At 70.4% G+C, this 12,505-nt stretch carries 11 protein-coding genes and 1 pseudogene; 8 read left to right on the top strand and 4 right to left on the bottom strand.

The window, feature by feature from the left end; all coding sequences use genetic code 11:
* Together ON21_RS18290 and ON21_RS18285 are read left to right on the top strand one after the other, a co-directional pair.
* Positions 1 to 1,569 (top strand): annotated as a pseudogene (locus tag ON21_RS18290) (transcriptional regulator); the annotation flags it as partial.
* 72 nt (positions 1,570 to 1,641) lie between these two features.
* Positions 1,642 to 2,094, top strand: coding sequence for a nitroreductase/quinone reductase family protein (locus ON21_RS18285; protein ID WP_039799400.1), 453 nt, complete (start codon positions 1,642 to 1,644; stop codon positions 2,092 to 2,094).
* 88 nt (positions 2,095 to 2,182) lie between these two features.
* Here ON21_RS18285 and ON21_RS18280 read toward each other — a convergent pair whose 3' ends face one another.
* On the bottom strand, positions 2,183 to 3,673 hold the full coding sequence (locus ON21_RS18280) for a CoA-acylating methylmalonate-semialdehyde dehydrogenase (protein ID WP_039799399.1): 1,491 nt from the start codon (positions 3,671 to 3,673) through the stop codon (positions 2,183 to 2,185).
* Positions 3,674 to 4,077: 404 nt separating this feature from the next.
* On the bottom strand, positions 4,078 to 4,821 hold the full coding sequence (gene yaaA / locus ON21_RS18275) for a peroxide stress protein YaaA (RefSeq protein WP_039799398.1): 744 nt from the start codon (positions 4,819 to 4,821) through the stop codon (positions 4,078 to 4,080).
* A 58-nt stretch (positions 4,822 to 4,879) separates the two neighbouring features.
* Here yaaA and ON21_RS18270 point away from each other — a divergent pair, with 58 nt between their 5' ends.
* Positions 4,880 to 6,637, top strand: coding sequence for a proline--tRNA ligase (locus ON21_RS18270; protein WP_039799397.1), 1,758 nt, complete (start codon positions 4,880 to 4,882; stop codon positions 6,635 to 6,637).
* 179 nt (positions 6,638 to 6,816) lie between these two features.
* Entirely contained in the window at positions 6,817 to 8,568 is a 1,752-nt protein-coding gene (locus ON21_RS18265) for an acyl-CoA dehydrogenase family protein (RefSeq protein ID WP_039799396.1), read from the top strand.
* Between the two features lie 61 nt (positions 8,569 to 8,629).
* On the opposite strand, the gene ON21_RS18260 is transcribed toward ON21_RS18265, so the two are convergent.
* Positions 8,630 to 9,064: a ferritin-like domain-containing protein gene (locus ON21_RS18260; RefSeq protein WP_039799395.1), complete on the bottom strand. Its 435-nt coding sequence runs from the start codon at positions 9,062 to 9,064 to the stop codon at positions 8,630 to 8,632.
* Positions 9,061 to 9,609, bottom strand: coding sequence for a hypothetical protein (locus tag ON21_RS18255; protein WP_039799403.1), 549 nt, complete (start codon positions 9,607 to 9,609; stop codon positions 9,061 to 9,063). The genes ON21_RS18260 and ON21_RS18255 overlap by 4 nt, the downstream gene beginning before the upstream one ends.
* A gap of 208 nt (positions 9,610 to 9,817) precedes the next feature.
* Between ON21_RS18255 and rimP the strand changes: the two genes are divergently transcribed.
* The 4 genes from rimP to ON21_RS18240 all read left to right on the top strand — a co-directional run.
* Positions 9,818 to 10,483, top strand: a complete 666-nt coding sequence (gene rimP, locus ON21_RS18250) for a ribosome maturation factor RimP (protein WP_039799394.1) — start codon at positions 9,818 to 9,820, stop codon at positions 10,481 to 10,483.
* Complete coding sequence (gene nusA, locus ON21_RS18245; RefSeq protein WP_039799393.1) at positions 10,480 to 11,508, top strand: transcription termination factor NusA; 1,029 nt, start codon at positions 10,480 to 10,482, stop codon at positions 11,506 to 11,508. The genes rimP and nusA overlap by 4 nt, the downstream gene beginning before the upstream one ends.
* Positions 11,509 to 11,630: 122 nt before the next feature.
* Positions 11,631 to 11,963 (top strand): YlxR family protein, encoded by a 333-nt coding sequence (locus ON21_RS37190; RefSeq protein ID WP_083880709.1) that lies wholly within the window; start codon positions 11,631 to 11,633, stop codon positions 11,961 to 11,963.
* 106 nt (positions 11,964 to 12,069) lie between these two features.
* Positions 12,070 to 12,505 (top strand): translation initiation factor IF-2 N-terminal domain-containing protein (locus tag ON21_RS18240; RefSeq protein WP_039799392.1); only part of this gene is annotated, 436 nt, incomplete at its 3' end.

Genomic DNA, 12,505 nt, shown 5'->3' with positions numbered 1-12,505 from the left:
GTGGAGGCCGGTGTCCTGGCCGGGTTGCTGGACGAACCGGCCAGCGGCCGCGGCCGTTTCACCCACATCCTGGTTCGCGACACACTGCTCGGGGATCTGCCGAGGGTCCGTCGCGACCGGTGGCACCGGCGGGTGGCTGCCGCGATCGAGGAGATAGCTCCGGGGGATGTCGCCGCCCTCGCGCACCACTACGGCGAATCGGTGACCCCGCTGACGGCGCGACGGGCCGCCGATTACGCGGTGGCCGCGGCCGAACGGGCCGAGCGGCGCTACGCCCACGACGTCGCCGCCGCCGGGTACGAACGCGCCGTCGCGGCCCTGGAGCGCCAGATCGGCGCGGACACCGTCGCGGAACGGGTCGAGCTGCTGTGCCGGGCCGGTCGCAGTCACCTCGCCGATGGCGCAGGCCTCGCCGCGCGCGGTGCTCGCAGCCGCGCCGCCGCAGCGGCGGAGGAAGCAGGCCGGCCCGACCTGCTGGTGCGGGCGTTCAGCGCCTGGGACACACCGACACCGTGGCTGAACCGGTTCTACGGTGTGGTCGAAGACCGCGTCGTCGCCCGGCTCGAGGGCGCACTGCGCTTTCCCGGCCTCATGCCCGCCGACCGGTGCCGGTTGCTGGTCACCCTGGTCGACGAGATCGGCGGCGTGGCCGGCGAACGGGCAGGCCGAGCCGCCGCCGAAGCCGAGGCGATCGCCCGCGAACTGGGCGACGACTCCCTGCTCGCTCTGGTACTGCAAGCCCGAGCATCGCTCTACGACACCCCGGAGCGGGGCCCGCTGGGGGCAGAGCTGATCGAGATCGGTCGGCGCAACGACCACGGCGTCTACCTGGTGCTGGGCCACACCATCTCGATCCAGGCCGCCGCCTTCGCCGCGGACCTCGCCGCCGCAGGCGAGCACCTCGAGGCGGCCACCGTGCAGGCCGACCGCTACCAGTGGCGCCAAGCGCAGGTGGCCAACGCCATGGCACGGGGGCTGCTGGCCCTGGCGGCCGGGGATTCGACCGCCGCCGAGCAGCACTATCTACAGGCCGCCGAACTGCTGAACCGCGCGGGAATCATCAACGCGGGCGGGATTCTTGCCATGGCACTGTTCGCAGTGCGGTTGTCTCAGGGACGGGCCGGGGAACTGGTCGATCTGATCGGCGAATTCGCCGAGAGCGCCGCCCCCGAAACCGTGGACGCGACCGTGGATTTCCAGGTGCTGGCCCTGCTCGCCACCGGCGATCGCGCGGCGGCCGAGCGGGTCCGGCGGCGCGCTCGACCGGTCCGGCGCGATGTGTTCCGCTCGTTCTTCCTCACTCTGCGCGGCATGACGGTCGCGGCGCTGGGCACGCGGCAGGAAGCCGACGCACTCTACCGTGACCTGCTGCCCTATCGAGATCGCCTCGGCGGCGCCGACACCGGCTCCTACGTCGTGGGTCCGGTGGACACGGTGCTCGGTGACCTGGCCGCGCTACGCGGCGAGCCGGGCACGGCCGCCGAGCACTACCGGGCCGCCCTGCGCGTCGCCCGCCGCTGCGGCAACCCCGCCTGGATCGCCGCCGCCCGCGAGCGACTCGACCGCTGATCGGCTACTGGTCGTTCACAAGCCGGATCCGGACCGTTGTCCTCGACCGTCCCATCCGACCGAGGAGCACCCATGCCGGACGCCCGCCGCACCGTCACCGACCTGTACCTGAAGACCGTGACCACCCTGCATCGCAAGCTGCTCGACGGCACCGGCGGCCGGGTCGGCACCCGCTTCAAGAAGATGCCCACCCTGACGCTCACCACCACCGGCAGGCGCAGCGGGCTGCCGCGCACCGTCGTTCTCACCGTCCCGGTCGTGGACGGCGACAGCTACCTGATCGTGGCCTCCCGGGGCGGGGACGACATCTCCCCCGACTGGTTCCACAACCTGCGCGCCCATCCCGCGGTCGAGGTGTCCTTCCAGCACGGCCCCACCCGGTCGATGACCGCACACGTCCTCACCGCGGCCGAACGCGGGCGGCGGTGGCCGGAGGTGGTCGCGGCCTACCCGGGCTACGAGACCTACCAGAAGCGAACGACCCGCCGCATCCCGCTCGTCTTGCTGGTGCCGCACGGCATCTGATCGCCGTAACGAGCGAGTTCGGCTCGCCAGGCCGGGTCACCGACGCGACCCGGCGCGGGCGTCGATCTGGTGAGTCGCCTCGGCGCTCCTACCGGTTCCGCGGGAAGCCGAGGTTCAGTCCACCGTGGCTGGGATCGAGCCAGCGGGTGGTGACCGCTTTGGTGCGGGTGAAGAACCGCACGCCGTCGGCGCCGTGCGCGTGCGCGTCGCCGAACAGCGAGTTCTTCCAGCCGCCGAAGCTGTAATACGACATCGGAACCGGGATGGGCACGTTGATGCCGACCATCCCGACTTCGACCTCGTTGTGGAAGCGGCGAGCGGCGCCGCCGTCGTTGGTGAACAGGGCGGTGCCGTTGCCGTAGGGATTGGCGTTGATCAGCGCGAGCGCCTCGTCGTAGCTGTCGACGCGCACCACCGACAGCACGGGTCCGAAGATCTCGTCGGTATAGACGCTCATATCGGCGGTGACCCGGTCCAGGATCGTGGGCCCGAGCCAGAAGCCGTCGGCCGCACCGTCCGCTTCGACGCCGCGGCCGTCGAGAACCACGGTGGCTCCGGCGGATTCGCCCGCCGCGATGTACTCGGCGACTCGGTCGCGGTGCGCGCGGGTGACCAGCGGACCCATGTCGGCGCCCCGGGTGCCGTCGCCGGTCTTGATGGTCCCGGCCCGCTCGGCGATCTTGCCGACCAGATCGTCGGCAGCCCCGCCCACGGCGACCACCACGCTGATCGCCATGCACCGTTCGCCCGCCGAGCCGAAACCGGCGTTCACCGCGGCGTCGGCGGCCAGGTCCAGGTCCGCGTCCGGCAGCACCACCATGTGGTTCTTCGCGCCGCCGAGCGCCTGTACCCGCTTGCCCGCGGCGGTGCCGCGCTGGTAGACGTACCGGGCGATCGGTGTCGAGCCGACGAACGAGACGGCCTTGACGCCCGGGTTGTCCAGCAATTCGTCGACCGCCACCTTGTCGCCCTGCAGCACGGTGAACACGCCCGCGGGCAGTTCGGCTTCGGCCCACAGCCGCGCCAGCCACAGCGACGGGGACGGGTCCTTCTCGCTCGGTTTGAGCACCACCGTGTTGCCCGCGGCGATGGCGATCGGGAAGAACCACATGGGCACCATGGCGGGGAAGTTGAACGGCGAGATGATCGCGACCGGCCCGAGCGGCTGGCGGATGGAGAAGATGTCGACCTTGGTCGAGGCGTTCTCGGTGTAGCCGCCCTGGAGCAGATGCGGTATGCCGCATGCGAATTCGACGACCTCCAAGCCGCGGCCCACCTCGCCGACGGCATCGGCGACAACCTTGCCGTGCTCGGCGGTGATCAGCCGGGCCAGCTCCTCCTTGCGCTCGTTCAGCAGCTCACGGAAGCGGAAGAGGATCTGGGTGCGCCGGGTCAGGGAGGTGTCCCGCCACGCCGGGAAGGCCTTCGCGGCCGAGTCGACGGCCGCGCGCGCGTCGGCGACGTTCGCCAGCGCGACCTGCCCGGTCACCACGCCGGTCGCGGGGTTGGTCACCGGTGCGGTCGTCTCGCTGGTGCCCGCGAAAGCTTTGCCGTCGAGCCAGTGTGCGATGGTCTGCATGTCTCCTCGATTCGATCGGTGAGCATCGGCGGTGCTGTGGGTTCGCGTCGCTTCCGATCAGGGACCGGAGGGCGGCCCGACTACCACTGTCCGGCATACACCCTTCCCGATGTGCCGACGATCGGGACGGAATCAGCGGTGACCATCACGATCCGTCGATGTTTCGCTCCGTGCCCGATGTGCCGCGGTGCGGATGCTGCGCAGCCGGTGGACCGGAGTCGTCGGCGGCAGACCGCTGGCCGGCCGGTGTGGGTGACGTGAGCGAGGGGCAAACGTCGCGCAGCCGGGGGCGGCGGTCCTGCGAAGGCCGGCCGAACATCAATTCCGGACGCACCCGGCGCCGCGCTGGTACGACGCCGCCCGGGCGGAACTCGCCGCGCTCACCACCGAACCGCCGGACGCGTTCAGGTGATGATCAAAAGCTCGGTGGGCGAGGCTATCTCGGTCCGCAACCCGGCCTTGGCCGCCACCCGCGCGACACCCCGCACGTCAACCGGTTCGGCCCTGGTGAGCACGAGGGCCCGTGCGAGCAAGCCCTTGTGGTGCTTGTTGAAATGACTCACCACCGTGCGCGAACCGTCCGGGTGCTCGGTGAGAACGTTCGCGGTGATCGCGCCGGGCACCCGCCCCAGCTGCTGATAGGTGCCCGAACGCAGGTCCACGACGAGTTCGCCCGCCGCCTCCGCGTGCAGCGCCGCGGGCAGTTCGTCGCGCCAGACGGCCGAGAGCGTCGGCAGGCCGGGCAGTTTCGAGCCGCCGGACAGGCGGTAGGCGGGTATCGGGTCACCGGCGCGGACCGCGCCGAACAGCGCGGAGCCGATGCCGAGCCGGGCATACGCCTTCGCCCGCTGGGCCTTGGTGAACGAGCGTGCGTCGAGCGCGTCGTAGAGGACGCCGGTGTAGCGCTCCAGGGCGGGACGCGTCGGCGAGGTGCGCAGCGCCGCGTTGCGAGCGATCTCGCCGTCGGCGCCCTTGCCGAGGCCCAGCGCGGTGCGGGAGCGCTCCGGGTCGGCCGCCAACCGCACCACTTCCTCGATCAGCCGGGTGCGCACCGCCGTGAGCTGCGGCATCGCCAGCGAGTCCAGCGTGAGCGGCGCCCCGGCCCCGCCGTCGGACTTGGTTTCGGAGGGAGGCAGCAGGACCAGCACGAACGAATACGGTAATGCGCTGGGACCGGCGTCCGGCCAGCGACTACCCTGTGCTTCCGTGATCACCCGCCTCTCCCGCCTGTTCCTGCGCACTCTCCGCGACGATCCCGCCGACGCGGAGGTGCCCAGCCACAAACTCTTGGTCCGTGCCGGCTACGTGCGCCGCGTCGCCCCGGGTGTCTACTCGTGGCTGCCGCTGGGCCTGCGTGTGCTGCGCAAGGTCGAGGACGTGGTGCGCGCGGAGATGGACGCGATCGGAGCCCAGGAGATCTCGCTACCCGCGCTGCTGCCGCGCGAACCGTACGAGACCACCAACCGGTGGACCGAGTACGGCGACGGCCTTTTTCGGCTGCGCGACCGCAAGGGCGCGGACTACCTGCTCGGCCCCACCCACGAGGAGCTCTTCGCGCTCACCGTGAAGGGCGAGTACAGCTCCTACAAGGACCTGCCGGTCACGCTGTACCAGATCCAGACCAAGTACCGCGACGAGGAGCGTCCGCGCGCGGGCATCCTGCGCGGGCGCGAGTTCGTGATGAAGGACTCCTACTCCTTCGACCTGGACGAGGACGGCCTCAAGGCCAGCTACCACGCGCATCGCCAGGCCTACCAGCGAATCTTCGACCGGCTGCGGGTCAAGTACGTCATAGTCGCCGCCACCTCGGGCGCGATGGGCGGCAGCGCGTCGGAGGAGTTCTTGGCCGACAGTCCGGTCGGCGAGGACACTTATGTGCGCTGCCCGGAATCCGGCTACGCGGCCAATGTGGAGGCGGTGGTCACGCCCGCTCCCGAACCGCTGCCGATCGAAGGCCAGCCCGAGGCCGTCGTGCACGACACCCCGGACACCCCCACCATCGCGACGCTGGTCGACTGGGCGAACGGCGCGGGCATCGCCGAGCGCTACGGCCGCCCGGTCACCGCGGCCGACACCTTGAAGAACGTGATGGTCAAGCTGCGCCACCCGGACGGCAAGACCGAGATCGTCGGCATCGGCGTCCCCGGTGACCGGGAGGTCGACGACAAGCGCCTCGGCGCCTCGGTCGAGCCGGCCGAGGTGGAACTGCTCACCGAAGCGGACTTCGCCGAGAACCCGTTCCTGGTCAAGGGCTACATCGGCCCGAAGGCGCTGCAAGCCAACGGGGTTCGCTACCTGGTCGACCCCCGCGTCGGCACCGGCACCAGCTGGATCACCGGCGCCGACGCGCCGGGCAAGCACGTGGTCGGCTTGGTCGCGGGCCGCGACTTCGTCCCGGACGGCACCATCGAGGCGGCCGAGGTCCGCGACGGCGATCCCTCGCCCGACGGCCGCGGCACGCTGGTTGCGGCCCGGGGCATCGAGATCGGCCACATCTTCCAGCTCGGCAACAAGTACACCGACGCGTTCGAGGTGGACGTGCTCGGCGAGAACGGCAAGCCGGTGCGGCTGACCATGGGTTCCTACGGCATCGGTGTCTCCCGCATGGTCGCGGTGATCGCCGAGCAGCAGCACGACGACAAGGGGTTGCGCTGGCCCGCCGCGGTCGCGCCCTACGACGTGCACGTCGTCATCGCGAACAAGGACGACGCGGCCCGCGACGGCGCCGAAGAGGTGGTCTCCGGACTGCACGCGCAGGGCTTGGACGTGCTCTTCGACGACCGCACCGCCTCGCCGGGAGTGAAGTTCAAGGACGCCGAGCTGCTCGGTATGCCGTTGGTGCTGGTGATCGGCCGCGGCTGGGCCGAGGGCAAGGTCGAACTGCGCGACCGCTTCACCGGCGAGACCGAGGAACTCCCCGCCGCATCCGCCGTGGACGCGGTGGTGGCCAGAGTCCGCGGCTGATCCCTTTCCCCGAACGGCCCCCGGCAGCTGCCGGGGGCCGTTCGCCATAGGTACGAAGGCCGCCGGAGCAGGCGCACGCGCCGAACCATGACCACCTACGTGACCGTAACCTGAATTCGCTGGTCACAGATCCGCAGACCTGGTCCGGACTGCTGTTACCCGCTGGTAAGTTAACCGGCATGACAAACACCGACGCGCGGTTGTTCAACCCCGCCACCTATGACCCGCAGCAGTTCGACGCCGAGACGCGGCGCCTGTTGCGCGCCACGATCGAGTGGTTCGAGGGCCGGGGCAAGCAGCGTCTGCTCGCCGACGACGCGAACGCGGTGTGGACCGCGGACTTCCTCGACTTCGTGAAGAAGGAGAAGCTGTTCGCCACCTTCCTGACGCCCGCGGCATACGCCGACGGCGACCCTGATCGCCGCTGGGACGCCGCGCGCAACGCGGCGCTGTCGGAGATCTTCGGCTTCTACGGCCTGGCGTACTGGTACGCCGAGCAGGTGACCATCCTCGGTCTCGGACCGATCTGGCAGAGCGACAACGAGGCGGCCAAGAAGCGCGCGGCCGCCGACCTGGCCGCGGGCGAGGTGATGGCGTTCGGTCTGTCCGAGCAGACCCACGGCGCCGACATCTACAACACCGACCTGGTGCTGACCCCGACGGAGCCGGGCAGCGCGGACGCCGAAGCCGGAATTCTCTTCCGCGCCAACGGCGAGAAGTACTACATCGGCAACGGCAACGTGGCCAGCATGGTGTCGGTGTTCTCCCGCCGCGCCGATCTCGACGGCGCCGACGCGTACGTCTGGTTCGCCGCCGACTCCCGGCACGAGAACTATCACCTGCTCGGCAACGTCGTGCACCAGCAGATGTACGTGAGCACCTTCCGACTGGAGAACTACCCGGTGCGCGCCGAAGACATCCTGCACACCGGCCCCGAAGCCTTCTCCGCGGCGCTGAACACCGTGAACGTGGGCAAATTCAACCTCTGCCACGGCGGCATCGGCATGGTCGAGCACTCGTTCCACGAGGCGATCACCCACGCGAACAACCGCGTCCTCTACGGCAACCCGGTCACCGAATTCCCGCATGTACGGGCGAATTTCGTCGATGCCTACGCGCGCATCATCGCGATGAAGTTGTTCAGCGACCGCGCGATCGACTACTTCCGCAGCGCGAGCCTGGAGGACCGCAGGTACCTGCTGTTCAACCCGATGACGAAGTCCAAGGTCACCTCCGAGGGCGAGACCGTCATGACACTGCTGCTGGATGTGCTGGCCGCCAAGGGATTCGAGAAGAACACCTACTTCGCCGAGGTGCAGCGGCTGATCAGCACCCTGCCCAGGCTCGAGGGCACGGTGCACGTGAACGTCGGGCAGATCCTGAAGTTCATGCCCAACTATCTGTTCGATCCGCAGGACTACCCGGAGATCGGCACCCGGCAGGACGCGGCCGACGACGCGTTCTTCTGGCGCCAGGGCCCGGCGCGGGGCGCGGGCAAGGTGCGCTTCGCGGATTGGACGCCGATCTACGACAAGCACGCCGACATCCCCAACGTCGCGCGGTTCTACGAGCAGGCACAGGCGCTGCGCACGCTGCTGACCACGGCGGCCCCGGACGCCGCGCAGCAGAAGGACCTGGACTTCATGCTGACCATCGGCCACCTGTTCTCCCTGGTGGTCTACGGCCAGCTGATCCTGGAGCAGGCCGCGATCACCGGCCTGGACCGTGACCTGATCGACCAGATCTTCGATTTCCAGGTCCGCGACTTCAACGCCTACGCCACCGCGCTGTACGGCAAGCCGTCGGCGACACCGGATCAGCAGGGCTGGGCCGCGTCCGCGCTGCGGCCGCCGGTCGCCGATCGCCCGCGCTTCGACCGGGTGTGGGCCGAGGTGGCGTCCTACGACGGCGCCTACGAGATGCGGCCGTAGCAGTCGCGCGTCGAGCGAACGGCGGCCCGAGCTGTCCGCGGCCGCCGTTCGCGTCGCCGGGTCAGGCCTTGCCGGGAAACGCGACCGTGGGCGGATTCGCGCCGAGGATCGACTGCCACGCGGCCAGCCGGACGGCGGCCTCGGTGAGCGCTTCGACACCGGTGCGCCGGATGGCCATGGAGTCGCCGCGCTCGACCACCGACCGCCAGGCGACAGCGGTGTCGGACTCGACCGTCACGGCCAGCCGGGCGGCCGAGATCGGATCGGTCACGGCGAACGGCACCGTGTAGGCCGCGTCCGGCGGCGGCGCCGTCCCGCCGCCCAGTGCGAGGGCGTCCACGGTGGTGTCGCGGCGAGCCCGGTGGGCTGCGGTGTGCTCGGCGACCAGCCTGGTGCGCTCGGGCGAGGCGTAGGCGGCGATCACCCCGTAGGCGTACACCGCGCCGTATTCGGCGTTCAGCGCGTCGATGAGCGCTCGGCGTTCGTCCTCGGTCATGCCAGCAACACCCCCGTCTGGACCGCGCAGGCCGCGCTGATCGAAGCGAGCAGACCGGCTCGGTAGCCGGTCAGCGCGCGAGCGAGTTCGGCCGACGATTTCTGGGAGGCGGTGAGCTGCGTACGCAGCGAATCCACGCTCGGCGGCGTGGCGGGCGGCGCGGCGCTGCCCGAAGCCACGGCCGAAGGGCCGGACGCACTGGCGCGTGTGCGGTGCGCCGGTTTGGTGCCGTCGGCGTATACGCCGATCGCACGGTCGATCTCGGTGCGCAAAGCGTCGGCGTGTGCGGTGCGTTCGGCCGCGATCGCCGACAACGCGGCGTGCCGGTCGGGTGCGACGGCGATGGCCGCGGTCGCGGCCGCGGCGTCGGCGCGCGCCGCAACCTCCTGTGCGGCAAGCGGATCCGGCTCGTGGACCACGTCGTCACCGGTGCAACCGGCCAGCGCTCCGAGGGCGAGCACCCCGGCCGTTCCGCCGCCGGCGAGACGCAGCGCGCTGCGGCGATCCAGGGCGGTGCGGCGGGGCTCGTGCCGGTCGGATGGCATGCCGGTGGTGCGCCCGGCACGCGGCGGGGCGGGAAGGCGGATGGGCACGGCACTATCGTGCCAGACTCGCGAGGCTGCGCCGGACGAGCGTCGCCGTGGCGTGCGTACTCCTCGACCACTGGTCCTTTACACTCTCGTGGCGCGTTACGCTAGACCTTCGGTAGAGAATTTTCCCGCCGCGTCACAACTGAACCAGGAGCCGCCCCACATGCCGATGCCGACCGAGGAAAGGGTGAGCCAGCTCGTAGCTGGTCTCGTCGAACGCCGAGGATTCGACCTCGAGGGCGTCGAGATCTCGACGGCGGGCAAGCGCGTGGACGCGCAGGCTCGGGTGCAAGTGACCGTGGACCGCGACACCTCCGATCTGGACTCCCTCGCGAGTCTGAGCACGGAGCTGTCGGAGCTGCTGGACGAGGCGGGCGAGTTCGGCGAGACGCCCTACCTGCTGGAAGTCACCACCCCCGGGATCGACCGCCCGTTGACCGCGGACCGGCACTGGCGCCGGGCGCGCGGGCGGAAGGTGCGCGTCCGGCTGCGCGAAGGCGCGCAGCCGCCGGAGGGCTCGGCGACCTTCGAGGCCAGGGTCGGAGCGCTCACCGGCGATTCGGTGGCGCTGGTGCTCGGCGGCAAACGCGACCCGCGTCGGGTGACGGTCCCGCTCGCCGACATCGCCACGGCCGTCGTCCAGGTCGAGTTCTCCCCGCCGGGCGCGCGGGAGCTGGAACTCGCGGGAGGAATCGTTCCGGGGCGGCCCGCCCCGGGTGCGGAAGGCGCGGTGGCGGTCGACGACGCCGCGGAGCTCCGAGGAACACCGAATGCACTGTCCGAATCCGTAACAGCGTCCGATTCGCCGACCGAAGGGATCGTGGAATGAACATCGAAATCGAAGCCCTGCGCGCGATCGTCGCCGACAAGGGGATCTCGATCGAGACCGTGATCTCCGCGATCGAGTCGGCGCTGCTCACCGCGTATCGCCACACCGAGGGCCACCAGCCCAACGCGCGCATCGACATCAACCAGCGGACCGGCGTGGTCCGGGTGATGGCGCGCGAGCTGGACGTCGACGGCAACGTGATCTCCGAATGGGACGACACCCCCGAGGGATTCGGCCGGATCGCGGCGACCACCGCCAGGCAGGTCGTGCTGCAGCGGCTGCGCGACGCCGAGAACGAGAAGTCCTTCGGCGAGTTCTCCACCCACGAGGGCGACATCGTCGGCGGTGTGGTGCAGCGCGACGCGCGCGCCAATGCCCGCGGCACCGTCGTGGTGCGCATCGGTAGCGAGCTGCACGGCACGGAGGGCCTGATCCCGCCCGCCGAGCAGGTGCCTGGCGAGACCTACGAACACGGCGACCGGATCAAGTGCTACGTCGTCGGCGTCTCCCGTGGGCCGCGGGGGCCGCAGATCACGCTGTCGCGTACCCACCCGAACCTGGTGCGCCGCCTGTTCGCGCTGGAGGTGCCGGAGATCGCCGACGGCGCGGTGGAGATCGTCGCCGTGGCCCGTGAGGCGGGGCACCGCTCCAAGATCGCTGTGCGCACCACGGTGCCCGGCGTCAACGCCAAGGGCGCCTGTATCGGACCCATGGGACAACGGGTGCGCAACGTGATGAGCGAACTGGCCGGCGAGAAGATCGACATCATCGACTACGCCGACGATCCGGCGACCTTCGTCGGCAATGCGCTCTCGCCGTCGAAAGTGGTTTCGGTCACCATCGTCGATCCCGACGCCAGGGCGGCCCGCGTCGTGGTCCCCGATTTCCAGCTTTCGCTGGCGATCGGCAAGGAGGGGCAGAACGCCCGCCTGGCCGCGCGGCTGACCGGCTGGCGCATCGATATCCGCAGCGATGCCGCGCCCGACATGGGCGGATCCGTCCGGACGGAGGCGCATCGCAGTTGACCGGAGCCCGCCCGCGGAGTGCTCGGGATGACATGTTCGTAACTTCCGCGGGGGAGGGGTTCGGCGTTCCGAGCGCGGCAGCGGTAGAGTGGTCCAAGGTTCAGTCCGAGCCTTCGGTTCCAATGCCCGACCGCACCACCGAGCAGCACCAGGCACCCAGGCGCCCAGCGGCTCCGGTGCGGACGTGTATCGGGTGCCGGAAGCGCGAGCTGGCCGTCGATCTGTTGCGGATCGTGGCTCGGGACCGTGAGACCGGAGACGGCGCCCACGTCATCGAGATCGTTCCCGATCCGCGGCGCAGACTTCCCGGACGGGGTGCCTGGTTGCACCCCCTTTCGGCTTGTCTGCGCGCGGCAGAGCGGCGCCGAGCGATCGGCAGAGCACTACGAGTGTCCGGACATCTGGATATCTCAGCCCTGGAGCATTACCTCGAGAACAGGCACGAGCACTCATGAGCACACCGTGAAGTACCAACGATGAACGTCCATCGGAGATAACCCGAGGTCGTGCGGGCCGCCGTCCCCAACGGTGGCGCTGCTCGGCCTCTCAGTGAGGAGAGCAGTGGCAGGCAAGGCCCGCGTGCACGAGTTGGCAAAAGAACTCGGTGTCACGAGCAAGGAACTACTCGCAACGCTCAAGGAGCAGGGCGAGTTCGTGAAGTCGGCGTCCTCGACGGTGGAAGCTCCCGTCGCACGTCGGCTGCGTGAGTCGTTCGCGGCGAAATCCGCCCCGTCCAACGGCAACAAGCCGGGTGCACGCCCCGGACCGTCCGGCCGTCCGGCCCCCAAGCCCGCGGGCGGAGGCCCGCGTCCAGGTCCCCGTCCGTCGGCGCCCACTCCGGCGCCCACCGCGCAGGAGACCGCCGCTCCCGCGGCGCGCACCGGCGAATCCCCGGCCGTGAAGCCGGCCCCCGCCGCGCGTCCGGGACCTTCCCCGGCGCCCAAGCCCGCCGCCAGGGAATCGATCACTCCGCAGGCCGCCGCGGCTTCGGGCCCGA

This window comes from Nocardia araoensis NBRC 100135 (genome assembly GCF_000308435.1).
Classification (GTDB): Bacteria; Actinomycetota; Actinomycetes; order Mycobacteriales; family Mycobacteriaceae; genus Nocardia; species Nocardia araoensis.
The sequence above is the reverse complement of the archived record's forward strand: the minus strand, read 5'-3'. Positions and strand labels throughout refer to the sequence as shown.